At 45.3% G+C, this 26,261-nt stretch carries 26 protein-coding genes; 2 read left to right on the top strand and 24 right to left on the bottom strand.

Annotated elements, in window-relative coordinates:
* Window positions 1-2: 2 nt before the first annotated feature.
* The 12 genes from AF333_RS07865 to fadH form a co-directional block, all read right to left on the bottom strand.
* Window positions 3-1,007, bottom strand: coding sequence for an ABC transporter permease (locus tag AF333_RS07865; RefSeq protein ID WP_043065602.1), 1,005 nt, complete (start codon window positions 1,005-1,007; stop codon window positions 3-5).
* A gap of 81 nt (window positions 1,008-1,088) precedes the next feature.
* Window positions 1,089-2,747: an ABC transporter substrate-binding protein gene (locus tag AF333_RS07860; protein ID WP_043065601.1), complete on the bottom strand. Its 1,659-nt coding sequence runs from the start codon at window positions 2,745-2,747 to the stop codon at window positions 1,089-1,091.
* A gap of 30 nt (window positions 2,748-2,777) precedes the next feature.
* A complete protein-coding gene (locus AF333_RS07855; RefSeq protein WP_043065600.1) occupies window positions 2,778-3,749 on the bottom strand; it encodes an ABC transporter ATP-binding protein in 972 nt (323 codons plus the stop codon).
* Window positions 3,715-4,725: an ABC transporter ATP-binding protein gene (locus AF333_RS07850; RefSeq protein ID WP_043065599.1), complete on the bottom strand. Its 1,011-nt coding sequence runs from the start codon at window positions 4,723-4,725 to the stop codon at window positions 3,715-3,717. The genes AF333_RS07855 and AF333_RS07850 overlap by 35 nt, the downstream gene beginning before the upstream one ends.
* A gap of 177 nt (window positions 4,726-4,902) precedes the next feature.
* The gene (locus AF333_RS07845; protein ID WP_235355967.1) at window positions 4,903-5,394 is read right to left on the bottom strand and encodes a spore coat protein; all 492 of its coding nucleotides are present in this window, start codon (window positions 5,392-5,394) and stop codon (window positions 4,903-4,905) included.
* Between the two features lie 154 nt (window positions 5,395-5,548).
* Window positions 5,549-5,752 (bottom strand): hypothetical protein, encoded by a 204-nt coding sequence (locus tag AF333_RS07840; protein ID WP_043065597.1) that lies wholly within the window; start codon window positions 5,750-5,752, stop codon window positions 5,549-5,551.
* Between the two features lie 91 nt (window positions 5,753-5,843).
* Window positions 5,844-6,479 carry a response regulator gene (locus AF333_RS07835; RefSeq protein WP_043065596.1) on the bottom strand — a complete coding sequence of 212 codons (636 nt, stop codon included), beginning with the start codon at window positions 6,477-6,479 and terminating at the stop codon, window positions 5,844-5,846.
* On the bottom strand, window positions 6,457-7,812 hold the full coding sequence (locus AF333_RS07830) for a sensor histidine kinase (protein WP_043065595.1): 1,356 nt from the start codon (window positions 7,810-7,812) through the stop codon (window positions 6,457-6,459). Before AF333_RS07830 ends, AF333_RS07835 begins: the two co-directional genes overlap by 23 nt.
* A gap of 38 nt (window positions 7,813-7,850) precedes the next feature.
* Entirely contained in the window at window positions 7,851-8,735 is an 885-nt protein-coding gene (locus AF333_RS07825) for a response regulator (protein WP_074714951.1), read from the bottom strand.
* Between the two features lie 12 nt (window positions 8,736-8,747).
* Complete coding sequence (locus tag AF333_RS07820; RefSeq protein WP_080787699.1) at window positions 8,748-10,043, bottom strand: ATP-binding protein; 1,296 nt, start codon at window positions 10,041-10,043, stop codon at window positions 8,748-8,750.
* Between the two features lie 71 nt (window positions 10,044-10,114).
* On the bottom strand, window positions 10,115-11,365 hold the full coding sequence (locus AF333_RS07815; protein WP_043065594.1) for a DUF445 domain-containing protein: 1,251 nt from the start codon (window positions 11,363-11,365) through the stop codon (window positions 10,115-10,117).
* A gap of 171 nt (window positions 11,366-11,536) precedes the next feature.
* Complete coding sequence (gene fadH / locus AF333_RS07810; RefSeq protein ID WP_043065593.1) at window positions 11,537-12,301, bottom strand: 2,4-dienoyl-CoA reductase; 765 nt, start codon at window positions 12,299-12,301, stop codon at window positions 11,537-11,539.
* Between the two features lie 181 nt (window positions 12,302-12,482).
* Between fadH and AF333_RS07805 the strand changes: the two genes are divergently transcribed.
* A complete protein-coding gene (locus AF333_RS07805) occupies window positions 12,483-12,866 on the top strand; it encodes an oxidoreductase (protein WP_043065592.1) in 384 nt (127 codons plus the stop codon).
* A 72-nt stretch (window positions 12,867-12,938) separates the two neighbouring features.
* On the opposite strand, the gene AF333_RS07800 is transcribed toward AF333_RS07805, so the two are convergent.
* The 5 genes from AF333_RS07800 to AF333_RS07780 form a co-directional block, all read right to left on the bottom strand.
* Entirely contained in the window at window positions 12,939-15,116 is a 2,178-nt protein-coding gene (locus AF333_RS07800) for a sensor domain-containing protein (RefSeq protein ID WP_052812002.1), read from the bottom strand.
* 202 nt (window positions 15,117-15,318) lie between these two features.
* On the bottom strand, window positions 15,319-15,933 hold the full coding sequence (locus AF333_RS07795) for a lysozyme family protein (RefSeq protein WP_080787698.1): 615 nt from the start codon (window positions 15,931-15,933) through the stop codon (window positions 15,319-15,321).
* A gap of 132 nt (window positions 15,934-16,065) precedes the next feature.
* Complete coding sequence (locus tag AF333_RS07790) at window positions 16,066-16,371, bottom strand: pyrroline-5-carboxylate reductase family protein (protein ID WP_043065590.1); 306 nt, start codon at window positions 16,369-16,371, stop codon at window positions 16,066-16,068.
* A 23-nt stretch (window positions 16,372-16,394) separates the two neighbouring features.
* On the bottom strand, window positions 16,395-17,393 hold the full coding sequence (locus AF333_RS07785; protein ID WP_043065589.1) for a glutaminase: 999 nt from the start codon (window positions 17,391-17,393) through the stop codon (window positions 16,395-16,397).
* A gap of 114 nt (window positions 17,394-17,507) precedes the next feature.
* Complete coding sequence (locus AF333_RS07780) at window positions 17,508-18,899, bottom strand: amino acid permease (RefSeq protein WP_043065588.1); 1,392 nt, start codon at window positions 18,897-18,899, stop codon at window positions 17,508-17,510.
* A gap of 124 nt (window positions 18,900-19,023) precedes the next feature.
* On the opposite strand from AF333_RS07780, the gene AF333_RS36715 reads away from it, so the two are divergent.
* Complete coding sequence (locus tag AF333_RS36715; RefSeq protein ID WP_268753609.1) at window positions 19,024-19,152, top strand: hypothetical protein; 129 nt, start codon at window positions 19,024-19,026, stop codon at window positions 19,150-19,152.
* 57 nt (window positions 19,153-19,209) lie between these two features.
* On the opposite strand, the gene AF333_RS07775 is transcribed toward AF333_RS36715, so the two are convergent.
* The 7 genes from AF333_RS07775 to AF333_RS07740 form a co-directional block, all read right to left on the bottom strand.
* Window positions 19,210-20,193 carry an agmatinase family protein gene (locus AF333_RS07775; RefSeq protein ID WP_043065587.1) on the bottom strand — a complete coding sequence of 328 codons (984 nt, stop codon included), beginning with the start codon at window positions 20,191-20,193 and terminating at the stop codon, window positions 19,210-19,212.
* 253 nt (window positions 20,194-20,446) lie between these two features.
* Window positions 20,447-21,427 (bottom strand): sigma-54 interaction domain-containing protein, encoded by a 981-nt coding sequence (locus AF333_RS07770; RefSeq protein ID WP_052520513.1) that lies wholly within the window; start codon window positions 21,425-21,427, stop codon window positions 20,447-20,449.
* 104 nt (window positions 21,428-21,531) lie between these two features.
* Window positions 21,532-22,089, bottom strand: coding sequence for a phosphatase PAP2 family protein (locus tag AF333_RS07765; RefSeq protein ID WP_043065586.1), 558 nt, complete (start codon window positions 22,087-22,089; stop codon window positions 21,532-21,534).
* An 18-nt stretch (window positions 22,090-22,107) separates the two neighbouring features.
* Window positions 22,108-22,545, bottom strand: a complete 438-nt coding sequence (locus tag AF333_RS07760; RefSeq protein WP_043065585.1) for a DUF6376 family protein — start codon at window positions 22,543-22,545, stop codon at window positions 22,108-22,110.
* 1,046 nt (window positions 22,546-23,591) lie between these two features.
* Window positions 23,592-24,935, bottom strand: coding sequence for an RsmF rRNA methyltransferase first C-terminal domain-containing protein (locus AF333_RS07755; RefSeq protein WP_200894935.1), 1,344 nt, complete (start codon window positions 24,933-24,935; stop codon window positions 23,592-23,594).
* 132 nt (window positions 24,936-25,067) lie between these two features.
* Window positions 25,068-25,715 carry a copper amine oxidase N-terminal domain-containing protein gene (locus AF333_RS07750; RefSeq protein ID WP_052812000.1) on the bottom strand — a complete coding sequence of 216 codons (648 nt, stop codon included), beginning with the start codon at window positions 25,713-25,715 and terminating at the stop codon, window positions 25,068-25,070.
* A 285-nt stretch (window positions 25,716-26,000) separates the two neighbouring features.
* Window positions 26,001-26,246 (bottom strand): hypothetical protein, encoded by a 246-nt coding sequence (locus AF333_RS07740; RefSeq protein ID WP_043065582.1) that lies wholly within the window; start codon window positions 26,244-26,246, stop codon window positions 26,001-26,003.
* Window positions 26,247-26,261 lie beyond the last annotated feature (15 nt).

Raw genomic sequence — 26,261 nt, 5'->3', positions numbered from 1 at the left:
CCCTACTTGTATTGAATGCGTGGGTCGATATAAGCGTATAGAATATCGACAATCAGATTAATCATGACAAACAGAAACGCAATGACCAGAACGCCCGATTGCACAACCGGATAATCACGGAAAGCAATGGCGTCATTAATATAGCGCCCGACGCCTGGCCAGCCGAAAATCGTTTCGGTTAGTATGGCACCTCCGAGCAGTGAGCCGAGCTGAAGACCGATAACGGTCAGCACAGGTGCGAACGCATTGCGCAGCGCATGTTTGTATACCACCCAGAACTCACGCAACCCTTTGGCACGAGCCGTACGAATATAATCTGATTTCATCACTTCAAGCATGGATGAACGCGTCATGCGCGCGATAATCGCCATTGGAATGGTTCCGAGCGCGATACTCGGCAGAATGAGGTGCAGAACGACATCCTGTAAGCCTGCCCAGTTACCTGTAAGAATTGTATCCAGAACATAGAAGCCCGTAATCCCATCCACCGGCTCACGCGGATTGAACCGGCCAGTCGATGGCAGTAAATCCAGCTTGTCTACGAATACCCATTGCTCCATCAACCCGAGCCAGAAAACAGGCATCGACACGCCCACAAGCGCCACTAACATGGCAATATAGTCAAACCAGGAAGCGCGCTTCCATGCCGCGATGATCCCTGCATTTACTCCGACGACAATCGCAAAGATAAGCGCAGCAATAGCTAGCTCAATCGTCGCGGTCAGATAAGAACCAATCTCTAAGCTAATCGCCTGCTTCGTACGAAGCGATTCCCCGAGATCTCCCTGTAAAATATCAAGCATATAATAAAAATATTGCTGATACAGAGGCTCATTCAAATGCAGCTTTGCTCTAAGGGCCTCCAGCGCTCCCGGTGTCGCGTGCTCGCCCAGAATCATCAACGCCGGGTCACCAGGAATCGCATGAATAATGGCGAATACAACGAGCGACATCCCGATTAAGACGGGAATCAGGTGCAACAGTCGGCGGATAATATATGAAAACATATTCGTTCACCTGCCTTAAGAAGTCGGAAAAAGAGTGCATGCGGCTTCCGCATGCACCCATGAAGAACGATGCTTTGCTACCTACTTTTCAATTGATACATCATTCAGTTTCTCCGAACCGGTTGCATGCGGCACATAGCCTTTTACCTTGCTGGAGCTTGCCAGTACCGGCGTGGAGTGTACGAACGGAACCATCGGAGCGTCATTGAGAATGATTTCCTGTGCTTGTTTATACAAATCTTCGCGTACCTTCTGATCCGGTGTCGTTTGGGCTTTAATTAGCAGTTCATGCACTTTGTCATTTTTGTAGAGCGAGATGTTCTGTGCGGCCGGCGGCTTAGCATTGTCCTTGTCTAACAGTACATACAGGAAGTTATCCGGGTCTCCATTGTCTCCGGTCCAGCCAAGCAGTGCCATCGTATGCTCGCCGTTCTTGGTCTTCTTCAAATATGTGCCCCATTCCATGGAGACAAGTTTTGTTTTTACACCGATTTTCGCAAAATCGGCTTGAATGGATTCAGCAATTTTTTGTGGCTGCGGCATGTACGGGCGGGATACAGGCATCGCCCATAGATCCGTCTCGAAGCCGTTCGGATAGCCAGCTTCAGCCAACAGTTGTTTCGCTTTTTCTAAATCATATTTATAATCCTTTGCTTCCAGTTCTTTATTATAGCCCCAGATGGACGGTGGCAGCGCATTCGTTGCCGCCTGACCCCGCTTTGCGAAGAACGCATCGACCAGACCTTGCTTATCCACCGCCATTGCGAGTGCCTGACGTACCTTCGGATTATCGAATGGCTTTTTCTCCGTATTGAAGGAGAGATAGCCAACGTTCATTGACGGGCGTTCATACAACGTTAGATTTTTGTCTGCTTCCACAGTCGCTGCATCAGACGGATTCATACCGTCAATAAGGTCTACTTCACCGGATTTGAGCGCCGTCAGACGGGCCGTATTATCAGGAATAACCTTAAAGATAATCTTGTCGAGTATCGGTTCGCCTTTCCAATATTCTTTGTTTTTCTCCAACGTAATCGTATCGTTTGGCTTCCAGCCGCCTTCTACAAATTTGTACGGTCCTGTTCCGACTGGATGCTGGCCGATCTTGTCTTTATGCTTCTTAATGGCCTCTGGACTCTCAATCGCAAAGAACGGCATTGCGACGTTAGCGAGGAATGGAGCTTGCGGCACATTCAGAATAAATTGTACTTTGTTTTTGTCCAGCACCTTTACTTCTTTAATCACGGCGCCTGGCTCACCTTTAAAGGCGGTAAACTGGCTGATGACGTAATCGAAGTTGCCGCCCACATGGTATTCGTTGTTCTTGTCTATCATACGGTCGAAGTTGAATTTTACCGAATTTGCGTCAAACTCCGTGCCATCGTGGAATTTCACGTTTTCACGCAAGGTAAATGTCCATGTTTTTCCATCTGGACTGCTTTCCCATTGGGTCGCCAGTGCTGGTTCAACTTCTGTACTGTCTTTCTTATATTGAACAAGCGTATCGAAGATATTGTCCGTTACACGCGTTGTCTCGCCTTCCGTACTGTTCTGCGGATCAAGCGTCGTGGAATCCCCGCCACGTGCAAAAATCAGCGTTCCACCCTTTTGCTCCTGGGCCTGTTCTGGTTTGCCTGCCGTCTCTTTCGCTTTGTCACCACCACCACATGCCGTAAGTCCAAGCGATGCAGTCAACAGAATCGCTGAGAGAATTGCCATCGTCTTTCTGCCATACTTCATGTTCATATTCCCCCTTTTTCCTCTTCTCATTTATTGATTGTATAAATGGCAAGCCACCATATGCCCGTCTCCAAGATCGCGGAGCAGCGGACGCTCCGTTCGACAGATATCCATACAGGCCGAACAGCGTGGATGAAACGTACAACCGCTAGGCGGGTTGGCAGGGCTTGGAACATCCCCTTCGAGAATGATACGATCCCGCTTTTCCCGCGGGTCCGCCACAGGTACTGCAGAGAGCAGCGCCTGTGTGTATGGATGAAGCGGCTTACTGTAGAGGCTTTTTTTGCTTGAAAGCTCAACAATGCGCCCCAGATACATCACGCCAATGCGATCGCTAATATGCTTGACCACACTTAAATCATGAGCGATAAACAAATAAGTCAGCCCAAGCTCCTGCTGCAATTGCTTCAGCAGATTAAGCACTTGCGATTGAATGGACACATCGAGCGCAGATACCGGTTCGTCGCAGATAACAAGCTTCGGCTGCAGAGCCAGGGCCCTCGCAATACCAATGCGTTGTCGCTGTCCGCCAGAGAATTCATGAGGGTACCTTGTAGCATGATACGCATGAAGTCCTACGACTTCCAGCAATTCATGTACCCGCTTCTTCCTTTCACCTGACGTATACATACCATGAACAGCCATCGGTTCACTAAGCAGCTTCTCCACAGTCTTACGCGGATTGAGCGACGCGTATGGATCCTGAAAAATCAGTTGCATATCCCGGTACAATGTACGCATCTCACCACTTTTGACGTTGCTAATATCCCGACCTTCGAATTCGATGAAACCGTCAGTCGGTTCGATGAGTCGTAGAATCGAACGGCCTGTTGTCGACTTGCCGCAGCCCGATTCGCCTACTAATCCCAATGTCTCACCACGAAAAATATCAAAATCGATATCATCTACCGCTTTGACATGTCCGACCGTACGCTGCAAAATCCCCTGGCGAATCGGAAAATACTTCTTAAGATGTCTTACTTTCAATAGCGTTTCCGTCATAGCCTGCACCCTCCTCTACCAGGAAGCAACGAGACTTTTGTCCATTGCCTACTTCATACAACGTTGGCTCTTCTGTCCGGCAGCGTTCTATCGCATACGCACAGCGCGGAGCAAACTTGCAGCCTTCCGGCATCTCAGACGGAATCGGCACATTACCCGGAATCGAATCCAACCATTCCTTTTCCTCATCGAGCGAGGGAATGGACTGCAACAGCCCCTTCGTATACGGATGCGACGGGGTTGCGAACAACGTATCTACATCCGCTTCCTCGACTACTTTACCGCCATACATCACAATGACACGGTCACACATCTCCGCTACGACGCCGAGGTCATGTGTAATCATAAGAATCGAGGTGCCGTTATCTTTTTTAAGCTTGCGCATCAAGTCCAGGATTTGCGCCTGGATGGTTACATCAAGTGCCGTCGTCGGCTCATCGGCAATCAATAGCTTAGGATTGCACGCCATTGCCATCGCAATGACTACCCGCTGCCGCATCCCACCTGACAGGCGGTGCGGATATTCTTTGACGATTTGTTCTGCTCTCGGAATACCGACCTGCTTAAGCAAATCAACCGCTCTTGATAGCGCTTTCTTTTTATCGAGCTTCATATGCAGACGGATCGTTTCCACGATTTGATCGCCAATCGTAAATACTGGATTCAGACTTGTCATCGGGTCCTGAAAAATCATTGCAATATCGTTACCACGGATGTCACGCATTTCCGCTTCTGATACACGGACGATATCCTTGTCCTGAAACATGATGGACCCCTCGACAATTTTTCCCGGAGGCCACGGAACGAGCCGCATAATGGATAGCGACGTAACGCTTTTGCCGCAGCCCGACTCTCCGACCAATCCGACCGTTTCTCCTTCACCAATGGTAATGTCAACTCCGTCCACTGAACGGACGACTCCTTCCGCCGTGAAAAAATGAGTTTTTAGCCCGCTGACATTGAGCAATGGCTTCATTTTTCCACCTCCTTCTACTTGCTGTCGAATAGTTGTCATTTATTAAAATAAGTATAATTTTTAGTTAATTCTGTGTTTAAGTATACGAAGCATGAAACTGGATAACAACAGAAAAAAAAGAAAAAAAAGGCTTTCCACTTTAGGAATTCCTAAAGAAAAAGCCTTCCATTCTATCACTTAACCAATATCGATCTTAGCTACTAGGGCAGCCAGAATTTGTGCCAGCAGTTGAATGTTAATCGACAGGTCAATATCTGTCGTCCTTACTTTAACGCCTCTGGAGTTTTCGATAACGGTCTTTTGATTGTTCACTTGCTTTACATGGATTTTTTGCAACAATTCTTGAGAAACTCTTACATCCTTGTCGCTACTCAACACCGAGATGTCAATAACCGCCGCAATCGCAAACTGTAATGCTGCTTGAAGATTAACCGCCGCTTTTGTATCCGTTGTCTCGACCGTTACATCGCAGGAATCCTTAACAAGAATCCATTCATTGGATTTTTGTACAGTGCTCTCTACTTGGGTTGCCTCCTGCTCTACTGTGTCGTCATCCATCGGATGGCAGCAATTCGGATCTAGTGCGCTGAATTTGCGATCCGATGATTTCTTATCTTCATTACAGCTATAACTGTCACAATCATCGTAACGATACGCTCTTCTTTTCAAACCGGGTTCCTCCTTCATTCGAATATACTACAAGATATGAGGGTGAAGAAGGATTGGTGTAGACAAGCGTCCATACACATCCGCATATTCTTGAAAAAGTCTCCCTTGTTGCAGAGGCAATTATGACAATGAACTCGAATAAAAGTAAAGCTTATTATTTCTTTTCCTTTTTTTCTGCCTGAAGAAAAGCGTCTACTTGCTCCTGCAAGTCTTGGACGAGTTTTCTAATCTTTTGTTTCTGTTCTTCCGGAATATCTTTTCGAATCACGACCTTGTTCCTTTCAAACACATCACTAACCATCAAGTCCGCCAACGACTTTGATAGATTGGAAAAATCGTTTTCTTGCCCTTTACTCATTGCGAAAAACCCACCTCCATATCCTCTTGTCCATCACCATTAATATATGCAGATGAAAAGAAGGAGTGAAAAAAATAGACGGCTGCCTGGGCTACTCGCTACGCCATTCGTATTTATTTTTCGGACGACCCACCTTCTGATAACTAATGATTGTTCGTACTTTTCCTTGCTGCATCATATATACAAGCGACCGATAGACGGTCGGATACGCCAATCCGACATCCTTCGTAATTTCATCGATCGTACACGGCTCACGCTGGTCGCGCAAAAATCCCGCAATATGGTTCAATGTAGTCGCTCCGATGCCCTTCGGCGCCTCTAATTCCTGCTCATTTTTCTCTTCGGCCCTATCATTCTCCTTGGTCAGCATAGAAAGACGAAGGTGCAACTGGATGCGGGAGATTAAATCCGGCGCCCGCACCGGCTTAATGGCAAAATCAGTCGCTCCTGCATCAAGGAAACGGTCTGCGATTTCCTGTCGTTCGTCAACCGTCAAGACCAGGATGGGCACACGCCCATCCAGCTTGCGGATTTCTTGAACGGCACGTAGCCCGTCCATCTCTGGCATATGATAATCTACAAGCACGACGTCCGCCTGTTCAGTACGGAACAAATCCACGCCTTCCCTGCCATTGCTGCCAAGTACAATGTTCCAGCCCGCGCTCTCGCAAATCTCGCGCAGCATGAATCGAACCGCAGCATCATCATCCATAATTAAGATTTTCACGATGAGTCTCCCCTCCCCGCAGATGAATCCATACAGTCGTTCCTTCTCCAATCTTGCTATGTACCGAGACAAATCCGTCGTGGCTATCTGCCACCTGAAGGACGAATGAGAGACCCAGCCCCGGATGACGCTTCGTACTGTAGCCTGCCTCCCAGATTTTCTCCTGATCTTCCAGGGCGATACCGGCCCCGTTGTCCGACACGCCGAGCTTGATCTCATCCGCTTCTACTTCCGCACATAGTGTCACTCTTCCGTCTTCTTTGTCCTTCACCGCGTCTAGCGCATTATCAATCAAGTTTACCAGTGCACGGGTCATATGAATTTTGTTAATCCATATCCACACCTCACTATGTTCAGAGAGCGCAATATCAACACAGGAGCCTGTACCGCTCAATCTACTTGCATGGACATAGTTCATCACATCCGCAAGCTTTACCCAGCCTTTCCTATCTTCATACAACATCTCAGAAATCATCTCGCTCATCGACGCAATTGATTGTGAGCTCATACGGCAATACTCCCGTAGCTTCTCATCTTCTACCCGCATCTCAATTAAGGAAATAAGGCCTTCCACAGATGTAAGCGGTGTCTTTAAATCATGCACAAGATGAAGCACTTCACGACCTGAGCGGGAGTGAATCGCCTCCAATTGGGCCAGATGGAGCTTCTTACGATCATTCCATTTCTGCGCTGACATCGTCAGGAAAATAGAGACGATGACCGCATTCAGAATAAGAATAAAGCACATCATCAAGCTGTACATGCCAAGCGCCTGATCGAACCCTAATGTAAATGACATTTCTTTCATCTTGTTGAGAATCTGGTTCTCTCCAAAACTGAGGTTAGGAATAAACGGGATAACTTCCAACCATTGAAATCCAAGGAGAAGCTGCACCAGCAGGAGTGTTTTCATACGGGACTCCAACTGGTTATGTGTCGCTCGTTGCAACACAAACATGGAGAGAAGAAGCAAAACTCCCGGCAACCCGAACGGAAATTTTAATGGATTGTACACATACTCTATATACGTTATTACAGGAATCAATAATAATGGAAGAACGACCTTCACCCATGCCTTCCCTGTTCTTCTATCCCACTCATCCCCTAATAGAAAAGCGCCGATATAATGTGGCAGTGAGTAAATGACATTCCACACCATAAGAAGCAGTACCACTACCATAAACAAGTTACCGGTCGGACGTACCTGCAGGATTTGAATCATGCGCAGTACCCCGGTATATTCCGGCTTCACTATGAAAGGCAACGCAAATCCGAATAGTAGAAGCCCCGTACCAAGCCATATTTTCCACGAGCCTGTCCATCTTGCCCCCACTATCCCATCTCCCTTATTCTCTGTTCCGTCTTTCTCTATCAGGTATGTTCTTTCGTCTCGATATACAGCGTAAAAATAAATTTTTTCACATTGAGTCGCACACGGGATACTTCCTCGTTCTGTTCAATTTCCCGCATTTTTTGGCGAACGTCTGCAAAGTCAAAATACTTAGAAGCGTACATCTCAAACTTCGGATTGCCGTAATCTTCAAGCCCAAGCGAAGCAAGATTCTGCAATGCACGCGCCACCGTACGACGAATCCGCTGCTCCATTGCTTTTACTTCCCGCTGAACATCCTCAACATTGCTGTATGTCACATAATCAGTAAAAATATCCTTTAATGCTGGAAATTCACGTACCCGTTCATTCTTGTACCTCTTTAGCAAATATTCAATTAGCTGAATTAAATCCTGGCTCCCCGTCTCTCCCAAAATCCCAAAATCCGCCAATACACTACGAAGAAACGGAGCGGTTCGCACTTCCGGAGGCTCCTTCGGCAACGTGTCAAACAACGAAAGCGTATGGCGGATACCTTCGAGTGAACGTTCCAATCGAATATGTTCCATTACTTTTTTGATGACGGAAATCACTTCAATCCGATTAATCGGTTTATGGATGAAATACTCTACGCCTTTACTGTACGCTTCCGCCACCATCTCTTTATGCTCAACCTGCGAGATCATAATGAATTTGCCTTCATAGCCCATCTCCTGCAGGCGGGTAATTGTCTCGATGCCATCCTGTTTTGGCATCAACAAGTCGATTAGAACGATGTCACACTTCTTCAGAATAATGCTTGCTTCTGCTCCTAATCCATCCTCCGCTTCGCCTACCACATCGCCCAAATCTTCATGCTCAATGGCGTTGTTCAGCATTTTGCGGGAGGACGGGTCATCATCGATAATAAAAAAGCGAAATCTCACATTTCCATCCCCTTATAGTCTATGTATCGGAATCCGAACTTCAAATACGGTTTTCTCAGGCATTTCCCCCTGCCTAATTTCAAGCGTTCCACCAAGCTCCTCTATCACATTTCGAGCGTGCGGCAATCCAATGCCAGTAGATGCGTTACCCTGTTCATCATACTTGGTCGTATAGCCAGGAATAAAAATAAACATCTCATCACCTGACGTAATGCCACTTCCTGTATCGCTTACGAGAAAAAATATTTCCCCTTGATGTTCGTATACGCGAAGCCATACAGTACCGGAATCTTCAATTGCTTCTACCGCATTGGAGAGCAGATTGTTCAGCACAGAAAGCAACGAATACACATGACGGGTAGCAGGCGAAGTTTGTAAGTCACTTACAAATTCAATATCTTTTTTCAGCATGCGCGCATACTTCTGATTGGCATTCAATACAAGTTGCACGATCTCCTCGATGGTCAATTCCTGAACGACGCGCTCCTGCTGGATAATCTTGCTAACGCCGCTCAAAATGCGCTGCGAATCCTTCTTAATCTCATGTACTTCTTCCGCTATACTGAGTGCACGACGGGAAAGCGGTGGGTCTAGTGCAGGCACCTCCCCTCCATCCTCTCTTGTCCTTAGTTCCCGGTATAGATTATAGCCATTACGCGTTGCCTGCTCGATATGCCCCATCACCTTTTTTAAATAAAGAGCCTCGACGTGCAGGTCACTGCTAATCATCACCATTTTCTCAAAACGAAGTTGCTGCTCCCGGCTAATCTCTCGCAGATGGCGCATTTGAATAATATTCAAAAAACCTACGATAAAAAAGCTGCGCACAAACGCCAGAATCAGCAATAGATACTCTTCATGTGGAAGAAATACGAAATAAACACCCTGGGAAGCTAGACTTTTACGTACTAAGAGCTCAGCTATATTAGCGGAAAAATCGGCAATGGCACCGAGCAACCCCAGCTTAAGCGGCGCATTCACATAGCGCCCGGCTCTTCCCAACCAGATGACCAAGCCGAAGAAAAGGTAGAACGCCAGCGACGGTACATGACTTAAAGTACTTTGATAAAACCTGAAAACTTCTTCCCCCGTTACATAATCAAGCCAGATACGAAACAGAACAACCGCGCTCCCGGTCAATAGCGAAGCCAGTATAATCGGTACATCCCGAAGCCACATCAAAAAGAAAAAAAAAGCACCAATCCCGAAGCTAATACGAAAATCGCTTTCAAACGGCTGAAATTTCAATTCGCCGAATAGCATCGTGGCCGCGACTAACATTATGAGGGTAATTGCTTTGCTGGGCACGACCCGACCTCCTATTTCCAAATATTCCTAATCATTAAAAAGCAGCCTCTTTGATCAGAGGCTACATGTTCTTACAGGATGAAAGATTTTATCGTAACGAGAACAAGTCCAATTAAAAAACCGCATACAGCTCCATTTACTCGAATCCATTGAATATCTTTGCCGATTTTGTCTTCCATCATCTCAATAAGCGTCTCATTATCCAGCTTGTCCAGATTCTCCCGAACAAGCTTGCCGATTTTCGAATGGTTCTGCTCTACCAATACGGCGATTTGTCGTTGTAACCAAGCTTCAAATCTTACCATCATCTCTTCGTTTGCACGTACCTTCTGTATAAGGCGACGAAGAAAAGGCAGAGCAAAATCATCTAAATACGCATCATTGCGGATAAACTCAAGCGCCTGCTTCCGCAAATCTTCGGCAATATCAGACAAGCGTTCATGCAGTTGGACTTCTTCTGCAAGATTGTATTTCCATTTCTCAAACGTCGCGAGCAAGCCTTCACTCTCCCGAGCTTCCTCAATTTCCCGGCGTACATATGCAAGGAATACCTGACGGTTTTTATTTTCAGGACGACGCAAGTCATCGCTTCCCCGTAGCAGCAATGTTTGCAGAACACCGCCCAGTTTATCTTCGTTGAGCATTCCGGCAAACGATTTAAGCGCAAACTGCATAAATCCGTCCAATTCAATGTTTTCCAAGGCTTGAAGGGCCATGCTTCCCAGCTTATGACGCGTATCGCTGCGGACCGCCCAATCGCTCACCTTGCCCAGAAGGAAGTCAAATGCCTTCTCTTCGTACTGTTCACCCAATGCTTTGTCAATAAATCCGTGCAGCAGACCTGCGGTATTTATGCTTTTTATATACTCTTTAAGTTTGCTCTCAATCACTGGCAACACCGGTTCGATATCAATCTGCTGTACCACCTGCTCACTTATCGATACTAGAGCGCTGCGAACCTGAGGCGATTCCACCTCTTTTTCCAACAGGGTTAGTACTTTTTCGGTGATGCGTATCTGCTTAATCTTTTCTTCAATGCTCTCTTTGTTAAGCCAATCGTTCTCTAATGTATGAACGAGCGCATCTGTAATCCGTTTACGGTTCTTAGGCAAAAGCGCCGTATGGGGAATTGGAATCCCCATCGGATGGCGAAATAGCGCGGTTACCGCGAACCAATCCGCCAGTCCACCCACCAGACCGGCCTCGAAGCCGCCCTGCAGGAATTTTGCTACTGCTACATCCGGAAACGGCAACGTAGCGACAAATCCGGTCGCCATTACACCAAGCGAAATTCCGGCAACATGTTTTGCTTCTCCTGACATTCCATCTTCCCTCTTTACTTTTTGGCTTTCTTGAAACTTATTAACAGATTACCACAAATTCCACCTTCTCTCCTAATGTAAAAGAAAAAACCAGCCCGTGTTTACTGTAAAGGCTGGTCTGTTTCAATGAGTAAGAAAGGATGAGCGAAGACGTCCGCAAGTTTTTCTTACTTAGAACGGTTGACGATTCAACCACTGTCCACCGTCCATTGTCACACATTCACCGTTTATATACTCCGCTTCAGGTGATAGTAGGAAATAGGCAAGATTCGCGATTTCTTCCGGTTGTCCCAAACGTCCGAGTGGGACACTTTCTAATGTCATCCGAGCCGCTTCTTCCGATTCCCACAGACGGGTGGCACCGCCTGTATTATCAATCGGCCCCGGTGCAATCGCGTTAACGCGAATACCATACTTTTTGCCCCACTCCACCGCCAGCGTACGCGTCATTGCCAATACGCCCGCTTTCGCTGAAGCAGAGTGAATAACTCCCTGGCCGGCCAACCATGCATATGTCGCCAGCATATTGAGGATGCTTCCCTTCCGTCCTTCAGCAATCCATTCCTTGCCTACTGCCTGTGAGCAGTACCACGTCCCATTCAGTACAATATTAATAACAGCATTCCATGCATTGACCGACATCTCTTCGGCTGGGCAAATAAAATTGCCTGCCGCGTTGTTCACGAGGTAATCCACTCCACCGAACGCCCGCTTCGTCTCTTCAACCATTCGCTTGGCATCTTCCGGATTACGCACATCCATCTGCACGCACAGCACTTGGCCCTCTTGCTGCTGAATTTCTTGTTTCGTCTGCTCCAGATTTTCTATTGTGCGTCCCGTAATAACTACTTTTGCGCCTTTTTCCGCGAACTTCTTGGCCATAGCCTTCCCCATACCGCTTGAGCCGCCGGTTACAATTGCAACTTTTCCTTCCATACTCTTCACTCCCCTATTGATTGAATACTTACAATTTTAACTCAAATCTAGCTAAAAGAAAATGAATGAACACTCATTTTTCTTATATGTGTCAAAATGTACAATTGTTAATGGTAAACTATGGATATATAATATGAAAATGTAAAGAATATATAACGATGTACCCGGGAGGAAAGCAAAGATGAAAGAAGGAAAAATCAGTGTTGTGGTCATTGGTGGCGGCGAAACTGGCACTCCACTACTGCGTCAATTAGCAGAAGCGCCTTTTGTCGAGATACTAGGTGTAGCAGACTTGGACGAGGATGCTCCAGGCATGATGCTGGCTACAGAGAAAGGCATTGCAACTACAACCGATTTCATGGAACTTGTACAAAAAGGAAGCGAAGTGGACATTATCATCGAAGTAACAGGTGTGTCGGAAGTTCGCGAACGCCTGCGTACCTATATGCAACAATCCGAAAACCACCATACGATCATTATGCATGAAATGATCGCCATTCTAATGATGTCCCTGTCACGGGGCAATCTGGTAGACATGAAGCACGGTGAAATAGAATACAAATAAGCAAGATTCGTGAGCCTTGCTACTATCCTTACGAACTAAAACACAAAGCCAGGGACTATCCGTTCCCTGGCTCTACTTTATCATCGTTTTTTCCCCTGACAGAATTCGTTCGAATTCTTCTGCTGGAACTGGACGGCTGAAGAAATACCCCTGTACCTCATCACACCGCTCAGACTGCAGGAACGAGAGTGTTGCTTCATCCTCCACGCCCTCTGCTACCAATTTCAGCTTTAAGTGATGGGCCATATCAATAACCGCCTTTACAATAGCCGCATTATCCTTATCGGCCACTACGTCCCGCACAAATGATTGATCAATTTTTAGCGCGTGAATCGGGAACCTCTTCAGATAGCTTAGCGACGAATAACCGGTACCGAAATCGTCGATGGAAATGTATACTCCCATCTCACGAAGACGCAGTAAAGTTGCAATATTCTCTTCTACATCATTAATCATGCTGTTCTCGGTAATCTCAAGCTCAAGATAGCAAGGATCAAGCCCTGTCTCTCTCAGGACGGAGCGGACCTTGTCCACAAAAGTAGGCTGCTGGAACTGCAAGGCAGAAACGTTTACACTTACAGGCAACGGCATATAACCAGTCTCGATCCATTGTTTGTTCTGTTTACACGCCGTGCGCAACACCCATTCCCCGATTGCGATGATAAGTCCCGTATCTTCAGCAATAGGGATGAATTTAGCAGGGGATACAAAACCAAGTTCCGGATGGACCCAGCGCAGCAGTGCCTCCATCCCTTTTAACTGTCCACTGCTCGTATCGACTTTCGGTTGATAATACAGCTGAAGTTCGTTCCTCTCTATCGCTTTGCGCAGATGTACCTCAATTTGTAGATGTTCATCATATTCTTCATTCATCTCAGGTGTATAAAGCCGATATGCATTACGTCCACTACTTTTAGCTGAATACATTGCCGTATCCGCATTTTTCATCAACGATTCAATGTCCTCTCCCGCAAACGGATACGTACTGATACCTATACTACATGTCGCAAACAATTCGTAATGGCCGAGTTTAAAAGGCGTATGGAATAAATCTAGAATATGCTCCGCTATGCGTTCGGCATCTGTCTCATCTCCAATATGAGGTAGCAATACGACGAACTCGTCACCGCCTAACCTATAAATCCGGCAATTCTCCTTGCTTTGTATGCGCAACCTGTCCGCCACTGCCTGAAGCAATAAATCACCTACCGTGTGTCCTAATGTATCATTGATTTGCTTAAAGCGATCCAGATCAAGGAACATCACAGCAACTTCATGTGAAGAAGCTTCTGCTTCGTGAAGCGCTTCCGATAAATCCTCTGTAAACATTCGTCGATTCGCCAGATTGGTCAGCGGATCAAGGTACGCCATCTTTCGAATCGTTTCTTCCGCTCTTTTTAATTCGGTAATTTCGCTAGTAGAGCCAATAATCTCAATAATTCGGCCTTCTTCAATAATCGGGGATAACGAGGTCTGAAAGTCCCTACCTTTAAATCGGTAACTGTATGTCATTTTCTCTCCCTGAAAGGCACGCTCATAATTGCTTATTAGAATTTCCGCAGTCTCCGGGGGAAATACCTCTGTTGCTGTCTTACCATATGTCTTGTCCGTCGTAAGTCCAAGCTGCTTAGCTAATTTTCCTTCAAATAAAACATATACGAATGAACCGTCTTTTCTCCGATTAACTTTGAAAACGAAATTATGCAATGCATTAACCGTACGAATAAAGTCATTCTTTAGGGCTTGGCGCAGCCTCTCTTCTGCTTCTTTTCCTTTGGTAATATCATTTCGGAACGAAATGTACTGTACAGGCTTACCCTGGTCGTCCATTAAAGGTACAATGGTTGTATTTACCCAATAGATAGAACCGTCCTTCGCCCTGTTCCGTATCTCTCCGTTCCACACGTCTCCTTGTGAAATCGTTTTCCACATATGCCGAAAAAACGATTTATCGTGGTACCCCGAATTAAGGATATAGTGACTTTGACCTAGAAGCTCATTCCTATCATAACCCGAAATCTCGCAGAATTTATCATTCGCATACAAAATCCTGCCTTTCAAATCTGTCACCGCTACGATGGTAGAGACGTCAAGCGCCCATTTCAACTCGGACACTTCCCGTAAGGATTCCTTCAGTTCGTTAATAATCTCACCAATCAGCGGTTCAAGCGCCCCTTTATACTGCAGCTTGCTGAGCAGACGATTTAATAACGTAACTGCACGAATGCTGCTGGCATTGAACATAAGCATATGGTACCTCTCTTTTTTAGGAGAAAAGACTTGTCCGTTTTCTTTGAACTATAACCAAATGCATGTTCAATTGCAATCATTTGTCCAAATTTTCCTTGAAAACTTTTGGACAAATATAAAAAAAATGAAAAGGCGATGAACAACCCTTTCATTTTATGCATAAAGAACTATTTTAACTACCGTTGAAAAATCGCTCCCAGTATTATTTATCTGCTTCCTTCATATAATCAACCTTTGCCAGAACTTTTGACGTGTATGAAAAATCCCCATAGCAGTACGGATAGCGAAAGTTATTCTCATCGCCTCCACAATTGTAAACGGTCGGTTGTTTCTTTACCTGAATGGAAGAGAACTGTTTAGCCAGCTCTTCATTGTGCTTTTTCCCATGCTCTGCCACGAACGTAATGTATCCTTTTCCCATATTATAAGCCTGAATAATAGTAGGAAAATCAACATTCTTCTCCTTGCCATAGGTTAGCACATCATTAAAATGGCGGACCCCCTGCTGAATACTACGCTTAGGGTCGTCAATTGTATTGGGAGGAAGGCCAGCCGACTCCGATGCCTGCATCGGATCGCCCCCTTCTCCCCTGCTTTCCTGATACATCAAGGCGAGCAGAACATGCGTATATTTCTCTAACTGATACTTGCGTAACTCTGCTCTTAGTACAGGCTCATATCGCTTTACTTTCTCGTATTTATTTATGTTAGACGGCGGAGACGTATCCTGATTGACTATAGCAATAAGAAACACTCCGATAAATAAAATTCCTGTCAGTATAAACAGCATCCCTATCCATCTCTTTATTCGTTTCATCTCTCTCTCCCACTGTATATATGTTTTACGCTATGTATTATACAGTAAAAGAAATGATTTGAACTCGGTCGCGCGGATGAGAAAAGAACCCTTCCAAAGTAAACAAGTGTCTACCTGGAAGGGTTCGGTTCGTTATATCGATTCTTCAGTGAAAAGGGGCGAAGATTGTATGATAGCTTGAACAATAGTATCTTTATATCCATACTGCTCTAGGACGGAGATCGCGGCCTCTGTAGTTCCTCCAGGGCTCATAATGTTCCGTCGCAGTTCCTCAGGAGTTTTACCCGACTTCTCCAACATCTCGGCCGCCCCAAGCATTGTCTGGAAAACGAGATTTTTTGCCGTCTCTTCCGAAAGGCCGTGTTCCATCGCTCCTATCATCGTCTGTTCCCGATCTATTTTGTCGCCTCCGGTTTGTGCGTTCTTTTTCGTTTCCATTTCTCCCCCTATATTCTGTCCTATTAGAAGACTGTAAAATCGTATTCACTGGCAAGGCGTTTCAATAGATGGACTCCGGCTACACTGTTTCCATATTCGTCGATAGACGGACCGTAGATGCCAATTCCATAGCTTCCTGAGCCCAGAAAAGGCGTCTGTTTGCCCCGTGAAGGTACACAGGCCATAATCCCTCCTGATACACCGCTTTTTGCGGGTACTCCTATAAATGCAGCAAACTTGCCAGACGTATTATACATCCCGCATGTTAACATGAGCGCCTTTGTAATTTTGCAGATGTCCCTAGGAAAAACCTGTCTATTCTTGAAAGGATGAAATCCGTCATGTGCCAGCACAAGTCCGATGATGGCTAAATCTTCGCTTGTCACCTCAATAGAGCATTGCCTGCAATACGCTTCCAAGGTTTCCTTTACGGAAGAACTGAGGAATCCTTTCTCTTCTAAATAATAAGCAAGCGCACGGTTTAGCGAAGCGGTTCTCCATTCCGAAAGAAATACGTCTTCATTTATGACCAAGCGTTTATCCAAAATCTCTTCCAATACATCCAGAATACCAGCCAATTTCTCATCCGCTCCGCTACCAGGAAGCAGTGAAGTCGTCGTAATGGCTCCTGCGTTAATCATCGGATTGAAAGGTTTTCCCGGTTTGTGCGACTCCAGGCGCATGATCGAGTTAAATGCATCCCCTGTCGGTTCCAAGTCCACCCTCTGCATAACATCGTCAATTCCCCGGCTCATACATGCAGCTACAAAGCTTATCGTCTTCGATATACTTTGCATTGTAAACGGAACGTTCCATTCCCCGGCCATTTGCTTTTCTCCATGCTCGCCAACAATACAAATCCCTAGATGAAAAGGGTTTGCTTCAGCGAGTGCAGGAATATACGTAGCGCATTTTCCTGTACGGGCATATTCCTTCGCTTCATGAACCCATGTGTCGACCATACCGGAAGCAGCATCAATCATAGCCGCGGAATCTATTTGTTTTTCTATTTGAACGTTCATATCGATCCCCCAGTTTCTCGTTGCAAAATCAAAAGAACGAATGGCGAAACATCGCCATTCATTCCAAATAGCTCTCCACCTTTTTTCTGAAAAGTGCTACTTATCACAATATACTTATGCTCCTAGCGAATCTGTCTGTTTCTCTACAGTCGCTTCAGCAGATACCTTCCGTGCGCGAAAAAAATAGGCGGCAAATACAATAATGATACATACGAGGCTCATATATAATTGGGAACGCATATCCGGCGCCATCCCGATTAATACGAAGATACCGAGGATTCCGGCTATCGTTACGTATGTTAAATAAGGATACGCCCACATCCGTAGTTGCAACAGCTGCGGATTTTCTTTTTCCAGACGCGCTCTCAACCGCAATTGTGCAATAGCAATAAGCAAATATACAAAAAGCGCAACCGCACCTGTCGAATTTACGAGAAATTGATATACCGTGTCCGGTGAGAAATAAGCCATAACAACGGACGCATATCCAATCATCGTTCCAGCAACAATGGCACGCGCTGGTACGCCTTTATTAGTCAGAGTCAGGAACCATTGTGGCGCATCTCCCTTTTTCGCCAATCCGAACAGCATGCGTGATGCAGAATACAGCCCGGAATTGAGACAGGAAAGCACGGCAACAAGAACGACGATATTCATAATCTGAGCCGCACCCGAGATGTTCAACTTTTCAAGTACTGTAACGTAAGGACTTCCAAGAATCTTCGTATCATTCCAAGGCATAATACATACAACAATAAACACAGAGCCAACAAAGAAAATCAAAATCCGCCAGATAACGGAACGCGTAGCTTTGGCAACCGCTTCTTTTGGTTCGGCTGATTCCGCCGCCGCAATCGTAACAACTTCAGAGCCAACAAACGAGAACATAACAATAACGATCCCCTGGAAAATAGCCTTAATACCATGAGGAGCAAAACCACCCTGCTCTGTCAGATTGCTGAAGTTGAGTGTTGTTCCCGGCCACATTCCTAAAATGTATAAAGAACCGAGAAATAAAAATACAATAATAGCCGCAACTTTGATGGAGGAGAACCAATATTCAAACTCACCGAATGAACGTACCGAGAAAAGATTGGTCAGCGTCAACAAGAACATCAACGTTAAGCTTAGTATCCATAATGGAACATGAGGCAACCAATACTGAATAATCCCGGCACCCGCAACCGCTTCAATGGCCACTACAGCAACCCAGTAATACCAATATAACCAGCCGATGGAAAACCCGGCCCAGTTCCCGAGGCCAATGCGAACGTGCTCTGAAAATGAGCCTGCATTCGGATACGCCGTCGTCATCTCAGCTAGCATACGAACGACAAGAATAACGAGAAGCCCTGCTAGCGCATACGTAAAGACAGCGGCAGGACCCGTCGCATTAATAACGGCTCCGCTTCCGACAAAGAGACCTGCGCCAATCATCCCGCCAAGCGCGATCATAGTCATGTGGCGCATTTTCAAATGTTTCTGAAGCTCCTGCTGTTGCTGCATGCAAATCCCCCTTGTATACATTTTTGATAATAGTAGAAGGTGCCGTTGAATACGAATGTATATATATCTGATTTGATACATCGACAAATTCTTGTGGTGAAAGGTAAGAAAAGAAGGAAGGACGGTGGGCGGGAGCGGTTGGAAAAAGACACGTTTGTCTTTCTTCTGCTGGAGCGCAGGGCGCATCCAACCTCTCCTTTTTTCCGAATCTCCTCCTTCCAACCACGCTACCATGTCAAACTATCAAGTGTAATTTATATAGAATATGTATCCGTATTCAAACAGCACGATTGTTTTTATTTTGCGTTTATTAGTTTGTTACATACTGTCCAGCCTGTTCTTTTTTCGCTTTTTCTTCTTTGTTCCATATCGTACCAGCTAGCGCGTAGAGAACAAGTGTGGAAGCGAAGTGGGCTGAGAATTGATTCGGATCTTGTTGCGGATATACTTCGACGAAGTCCATACCGATTACGCCCAGTTTGCACAGCTCATATACAAGCGTCAGCAGCTCGTAGGATGTCAGTCCGTTGCAGTCAGCAGGACCGCCCGGATTGAATGCAAAGTCCATAACGTCACTGCAAATGGATAAATACACCGCTTCTGTACCTTGGCTAGCAATGTCATACATTTGTTTAGCTAATTGCTTTAAATTTCCATGCTCGCGAATGTCGCGCACTGTAATAGTAGTCGCTCCGACTTCTTGTGCTAGCTTACCGTTATCTGGTGCGTTTCTTGGGCCGTGGATACCGGCATGAACAATGCTTTCATTCCGCACACCTTCACACTCGTACAGGCGAGCGAACGGTGAACAACGGGCAAATGCATCACCTTCATGGTGCGGTTTATTGTCATAGTGAGCATCCAGATGGATAATTCCGACTTTTCCTTTTACCTGTTTTGTTAATGCGTTAACGATTGGATATGTGATGCCATGATCTCCGCCTAGCGCCACTGGAAACTTACCTGTTGACCATACATTTCCCGAGAACTCTTCGATTCTTTTCACTGTGCCCATTACATCAGCTGGAATCACATCGACATCACCCATGTCGCCAAGCTTCATATGTTCGAAAACGTCAATATGATTAAGTTCCGGCAGATATCCTGTGTAACGAGCCGAACAGAGCCGCATAACTTTTGGGCCTAATTCACATCCGGTATATTCTCCCCATGTTACCGCGCCTTCCCACGGTACACCGTATACAACTACGTCCACCCCATCCGTGTTGCTGTCCGCTGAAATATTTTTCGCACCCAGGAAGCAAGGTGTATTTCCATAGATTTTTTCGGCCATGTTGTTTTCCCCTCTCCATAAAGTAAACAGGCAAAGTTTTTTATGTTTTATATTCTCCGCCTCTCACTACAAGTATAAAAGCAAATAGTATGCCAACTTTTATATGCCGTATTTTCGACTTTTTTGATACGGTTAGTCACAGTAGTTTTGCAAAAATGCCATACTTGTATAAAAAAAGGCGTATAATCCTTTGCAAAAAAACAAAAAGCTTTGCATTATCACAAAGCTTTTAAAAAAATAATCTATAGTAGCTTTATATGTCGATTTGGTACTTTTTACATTTTCGTGAGAGGGTCGAAACATCCAGTCCCAATTCCTTGCTTGTCTTGCTTAATGTTTTGTTTCTTCGTAAAGCATCTTGAATCACCGCGCTTTCAAACTGTGCGACAAGCTCCTTGAGAGGCAATTTGTCAGGGATTTCAATATACTTCTTCTCTCCGATGCTTTCCTTGATTTCACGCGGCACATCCTGTACATCGATCGTATCACCGCGTGTTGTAACAACCAGGCGTTCGATCATATTTTCAAGCTGACGAATGTTCCCGGGCCAATCGTATTGTAATAATATTGCAAGAGCTTGTTCCGTGATGGTTTTGTTCCTCTGATATTTCAACTCCAGCTTACGCAGAAAAAATGTAATCAATCCGGGAATATCCTCTTTTCTTTCACGCAGGGCAGGAACTTCAATCGGTACAACATTCAGTCGATAGTATAAATCTTCACGGAATCGGCCGCTCTCGACCATGCTCTGCAAATTCCGGTTGGTCGCTGCGACTAGACGAATGTCTACAGTGACCGGTTTCACACCGCCAATTGGATAGAAATGCCGTTCCTGGAGAACCCGTAAGAGCTTTACTTGAATCGTTAGGGACAATTCAGCTACTTCATCGAGAAATAGCGTACCTTCATTGGCTAGTGACATTAATCCCAGCTTCCCTTGACTTGTTGCCCCGGTAAACGCGCCCTTCGCATAACCGAACATTTCCGATTCCATCAAGTTATCAGGAATAGCTCCGCAATTAATACGAATAAGCGGACCATGGCTGCGGGCACTCATATCGTGAATCCGTTTCACAAGCCCTTCTTTTCCAACCCCGGATTCCCCGAGAATGAGTACTGTGGAGTCATACTTGGCTACATTATCAATCGCCTCATACACCACTTCCATTTCTTTTGACTTCATATGGTAATACGTGTCTTTTGCAGGCATTTCTCGCATATTCTCCGTTTCCATAGGCTTCTTCCTCTCCATTATGCCTTCTTCTCTTCATTATATGTGATAAATAAACAAAGTCCGATGACAAAAAGATAGGAAAGCTCAATATGTATAGGCTGCAGCTATCTACGAACGGGAAAGAGCCGAGCAACGATGTGCATAACCGGCAGACGCATAGCAATCATTCCTACCGTAAGTCCTAAAACAGCTCCAGCCATAATATCGAGTGGGTAATGTACACCTACATAAATGCGCGACAGCGAAATAAGGAGCGCGCAAGGCAGGGTCCAATATATGGAGCGTGGAAAAAACCGATGTAAAATGTATACGGATACGAAAGATACAGTTGTATGCCCTGAAGGAAAGGAGTGGGATACAGGAAGCTCGATAAATTGCAGGATATTCTCCTCTATTAAAGGAGGCCTCGGCCTGGCGATGCTTGTTTTTATAAGAGTTTCTATCACACTTGCTATCCCGATCCCAATGAACAGCATAATGGGAGGATGGAATCCTCCCAAGCGATTCCGAAACAAAAAGAGAACCATTGCAACAAGGCACCAAAAAAGGCCGTTGTTTCCGATTTTGGAGCAGAATACCATTAACCAATCAATCGAGGGAATATGCAACGTCACGTTTAACCAATAAAATAAACTTTGATCAAGGGCAATTATCCTCTCCATACTACTCTCATCCTCATACTAATTCGTTAGAGCTTGAATTTTATTAAGAAGCTCATTCATCTCACTCATCGTTCGAAAAAGCTCTGAATTCCCGAAGGCTTCTAGATGAACGGTACCTTCTTTGATTTTTTGTGAATAGGAATCAATTTCTTTCGCTAATTTCTCATTTTGTTTTACGATCTCTTCATGCACGCCGCTTGCTATTTCGGGTGGTTGCACCTTATTGAATGCTAGAATGTCCTGTTTTAATCCTTGCAGCTCTGCTTCTAGCTGTTCTCTGGCCTTTTCATCATTTACGGCTTGTTTGGCAATCGAAGGCGCCTCATTGGCAAATTCAGTTACTTTTGTCACATAATCGGCTGCACTGTTTGCATATGCGAGGGAGTCATTGATGCTGCTGCATCCCCCAAGGAATGTGGCAAGTAGCAACACGAACATGGAAAGCCATTTTTTCATACGTTTCTTCTCCTTTTGATTAATTAAATAAGAAAAACTCGCGGGTGTTGCCGTTCGTCCTTTTTCCACAAAGAAGACAAGCGGCCGCTTATGTCACTTTTTCACTTTACAGCGACATATCATTTCTTAGTCCAGAAATAAAAAGCGTTTACCAGTTGATCTGGTAAACGCCCAAAAATAAAAACCTTTACCAGAAATTTGGCAAAGGTCTCGCTAACAACGTGTTGTTGCCAGCAAAGCCGGGGAATTTCCCGTAATGACGACTTTGCTGTACAGCTACTCCCCTTTGAAAGAGAATATGTGATTATATTTTATAATAACTCACACATAATTTTTCGTCAATTCACTTATTCCTCTTTCTGCTTTTGTCCATCTTCAATGGTCCAATGTTCTAAAATCACCTTTTCTATGGATTGATTGAGACAAGGATGTATTGCTCCTCATTGTACGCCTATTTTTGTGCCACCCATTTCCATTTTTACATGGTATAATCGTGCTTGTACAACTGAATACGGCTCCTCAAGGGCGGTCAGCGGCTCACTCCCTAGAAGAAAGGGGGTGAAGCCTAATGGTGTCATATGAAGCACTTAACCTAGCAATCAACTTCGGCGTACTACCATTAGCATTGTAGGTGTTATTCTTGCCATCGCGACACTTATAAAAAAGAAATAGACCTCCCTTGAGCCTGACAAGCACAGGAGGTCCATCTCTGTTCAACCATATGAGCCGCTCCCTGCATTTGGGAACGTCTGTTGTACATCGACTGCATGCGCTGCAGCGCATGCAGTCTTTTTTATTTTCCACTTTTTTATTGAGTATAGCACAAATCCATTTATTATAAACAAAAAAAGTATATGTCAATCACAAAACATATGACGAACACGATATACCCTATCTTTAAATATATTCTGTTTTTATTTTTGTTTTGTAACTATTCAGTTTCTGAATGTAGTCAACGCAAGTAGGGGTAGTTTATTACGAAATACTTCTCAGAATGTAGGTAACCCCCTTATATATCAAGGGGGTTGCCTACATGTTTCACCACACTACACCCACCGCAATCCTTTGGGATAGTGGTTCTTCAATTGTCCCTGCACAAGCTTGCCCCAGCCGAGCGGGTATCCGTCCACCGTCACCACGGTCCAGCCTTTTCCGGTCGTATCCACGAACAGACTCTCGCCCCTCAAGTAGCGACGAACTTCCTCGCTGTCTGCCGCAAAATCTATACCTCGCTTCCACTCTCCCGATCTCAGCGCTAACGCCAGCGCGTGGGACGGCTCAAATCTGTCTTTCTTCACCTTGCCCAGATGCCAGCCAACCCGCGTAACTTTCAGACCGTTCAAGCGCGGCAATCCATCCGCAATCACGTACAGTTGATCACCGAAGAGCACATAAACTCCTTCTGGAACGAACGTCAGCGTTTCCTTGCAGAATGATTCAAATATCTTGCGTACATCTGGCGGTAACGGCTTTGTTTTTGCTTCTTGCACCTCTTCTGTTATCTCAACGTCGGCGCGCTTGCGCAAACGGGCGAGAAAGTGCCCTTCCCCGCGCAGCTTGTGCGGCCATAGGCGTACGGTATGCTGTAGCTCACCCGGCGTGAAATATGCTTCCTGCGCAATCGGTTCAAGCGAAAATTCCGGATGTGTCGCAAGAAAACTCTTGATTTGCACCTCGTTCTCCTCCTGCGCAAACGTACAGGTCGAATATACGATAACACCGCCTGGCTTTAGCATTACTGCTGCGTCTGCAAGAATATCCGTTTGCATCTCTGCGCAATGGGCCACTTTGCCTTCCGACCAATCCTCGCATGCTTCCGGCAGCTTGCGGAACATTCCTTCTCCCGAACAAGGCGCATCCACCGCGATTTTATCGAAGAAAGCAGGAAAACGTTCAGTCATACGCCCCGGTGTTTCGTTGGTTACAAGAATATTACGCGCTCCCCATCGCTCCACATTCTCAGAGAGCGCTTTGACGCGGGATGGGTGGATTTCATTCGCTACTAGCAACCCTTCATTCCCCAAGTATCCGGCGATATGCGTCGACTTGCCTCCCGGAGCCGCGCATAAATCCAGCACCTTATCTCCTGGCTCAGGCCTAAGCGCCTCGATGACCGCCATTGCGCTCGGCTCCTGTATATAATACAAGCCTGCTGCATGATACGGATGCTTGCCCGGTCTGTCTTCTTCTGTATAATAAAACCCTGTTGAACACCACGGCACAGGTGTAAGGGAAAATGGCATCGCATTAGCTGCTTCACACGATACTTTTCCAGGATTAAGGCGCAGGCCGTGCGCTGAACTTTCTTGATAGCTTGCAAAAAAAGCCTTTGCATCCTTCTCCCCCATCGTCCGCTTCATTCGTTCAACAAAACGTTCTGGTAGTGCAATCATCGAAACCATCCTTTTCTCTGTTTTCATGCACATTATTTTACTAAAATTATAAAAGAAAAACGAGAATGCATATAAAAACGGACACCTGCAAGGCAAGTGTCCGCTGTGTTATCCTTTTATACTGTTACTTTATTTTTTCATCGTAATGTGAATCGTCAAGTTTTTGGCATCCCATTGTACATCTGCACCAAGTGCTTCACTTACGAAACGAACCGGTACCATCGTACGATTATTAACCATAAACGCTTTTTGATCCAGCTTCACTTTCTTACCGTTGACTACCGCTGTAAGATCCCCAATTTTAACCTCTACTTTATTTTTATCCTTCACCGCATGAACGGTTTGTTTGATGTTGTCCCATTTAATATCTGCACCGAGCGCTTCAAAGATGCTGCGCAACGGTACAACAGTACGTCCGTTAATGATGATCGGCTTCTGATCTGCAATCATAATTTTTCCATTGATTTTTACAGTGACAACGCCTTGTTTTTCCTTTACTGGTTTTTCATTCTTATCCTTTGCTGGAGCAGGTGTTACGGTTACACTATCTCCTGTTGTCACATTTTGTTTTTGATTTTGGTTTTGGATGGCTGTCATGATGGCTTGTCTTGCTGTCTCGTTCTTTACATTCTGTAGTGCATTTTCCAATCCAGTCACTTTAGTAGCCGTTTCTTTCTTTTCTTTTTCTGTCGTTGTAGTATTGTCCTGTGCAAAAACGGACGTACCTCCAACAAGAAGAGTAGCTGCCAATAATCCGCTTACAAGTTTTTTGTTCACTAGTGATCTCCCTTTCATTTCTTGATGTATTTTTATCCTTGCCTGCTATACTTTTCGCGGAGAAGAAAATTTTTCTGTCGCATTTTGATGAAAAGTATTACATTAAGAAAAACTTGCGGGGGCCTTTGCTCATCCTTTTTCGGAAAAAAAGCAAATGATCCGCTGTAAAAAATAACGTTTGGCAACGCTTTGCGATTCTTTCTCCGCTTACAATTAAGAAAGGAAAGTATATACATAAAAAATACCCTGCGCTTGTCCAAAAGCGGAGGGTATTCTATCTTTCGTCTAAACGTGCTGCAATAGCTTTCTGAATTCTTCATTACGACGTGCCTTTTCTTCATCATCTGCAAGGTCATACTTCTTTAGTAAATGAAATACATGATTAAGCTCGTCTTGTGTCCGTTCCTGCTCTATATATCCCGGCAAGATCTGGGAGATGCTTGTAGGCAGATGAGGTTCAATGGCACCGAGCTTCTTGCGTACATCTTCTAGAGAGTGGTCAATACTGCATCCGTTCGTTTTTACTTCCATTCTGTTCACCCTTTC

Source organism: Aneurinibacillus migulanus (assembly GCF_001274715.1).
GTDB lineage: Bacteria > Bacillota > Bacilli > Aneurinibacillales > Aneurinibacillaceae > Aneurinibacillus > Aneurinibacillus migulanus.
The sequence above is the reverse complement of the archived record's forward strand: the minus strand, read 5'-3'. Positions and strand labels throughout refer to the sequence as shown.

Coding starts and splice junctions, on each gene's coding strand:
- AF333_RS07800 (WP_052812002.1), bottom strand. CDS start 15,116: ATGCTTATGTTCAATGCCAGCAGCATTCGTGCAGTTACGTTATTAAAT.
- AF333_RS07805 (WP_043065592.1), top strand. CDS start 12,483: ATGAAAGAAGGAAAAATCAGTGTTGTGGTCATTGGTGGCGGCGAAACT.
- AF333_RS07790 (WP_043065590.1), bottom strand. CDS start 16,371: ATGGAAACGAAAAAGAACGCACAAACCGGAGGCGACAAAATAGATCGG.
- AF333_RS07815 (WP_043065594.1), bottom strand. CDS start 11,365: ATGTCAGGAGAAGCAAAACATGTTGCCGGAATTTCGCTTGGTGTAATG.
- AF333_RS07860 (WP_043065601.1), bottom strand. CDS start 2,747: ATGAAGTATGGCAGAAAGACGATGGCAATTCTCTCAGCGATTCTGTTG.
- AF333_RS07855 (WP_043065600.1), bottom strand. CDS start 3,749: ATGACGGAAACGCTATTGAAAGTAAGACATCTTAAGAAGTATTTTCCG.
- AF333_RS07780 (WP_043065588.1), bottom strand. CDS start 18,899: ATGCAGCAACAGCAGGAGCTTCAGAAACATTTGAAAATGCGCCACATG.
- AF333_RS07765 (WP_043065586.1), bottom strand. CDS start 22,089: ATGGAGAGGATAATTGCCCTTGATCAAAGTTTATTTTATTGGTTAAAC.
- AF333_RS07785 (WP_043065589.1), bottom strand. CDS start 17,393: ATGAACGTTCAAATAGAAAAACAAATAGATTCCGCGGCTATGATTGAT.
- AF333_RS07865 (WP_043065602.1), bottom strand. CDS start 1,007: ATGTTTTCATATATTATCCGCCGACTGTTGCACCTGATTCCCGTCTTA.
- AF333_RS07795 (WP_080787698.1), bottom strand. CDS start 15,933: ATGAAACGAATAAAGAGATGGATAGGGATGCTGTTTATACTGACAGGA.
- AF333_RS07850 (WP_043065599.1), bottom strand. CDS start 4,725: ATGAAGCCATTGCTCAATGTCAGCGGGCTAAAAACTCATTTTTTCACG.
- fadH (WP_043065593.1), bottom strand. CDS start 12,301: ATGGAAGGAAAAGTTGCAATTGTAACCGGCGGCTCAAGCGGTATGGGG.
- AF333_RS07770 (WP_052520513.1), bottom strand. CDS start 21,427: ATGGAAACGGAGAATATGCGAGAAATGCCTGCAAAAGACACGTATTAC.
- AF333_RS07775 (WP_043065587.1), bottom strand. CDS start 20,193: ATGGCCGAAAAAATCTATGGAAATACACCTTGCTTCCTGGGTGCGAAA.
- AF333_RS07760 (WP_043065585.1), bottom strand. CDS start 22,545: ATGAAAAAATGGCTTTCCATGTTCGTGTTGCTACTTGCCACATTCCTT.
- AF333_RS07840 (WP_043065597.1), bottom strand. CDS start 5,752: ATGAGTAAAGGGCAAGAAAACGATTTTTCCAATCTATCAAAGTCGTTG.
- AF333_RS07740 (WP_043065582.1), bottom strand. CDS start 26,246: ATGGAAGTAAAAACGAACGGATGCAGTATTGACCACTCTCTAGAAGAT.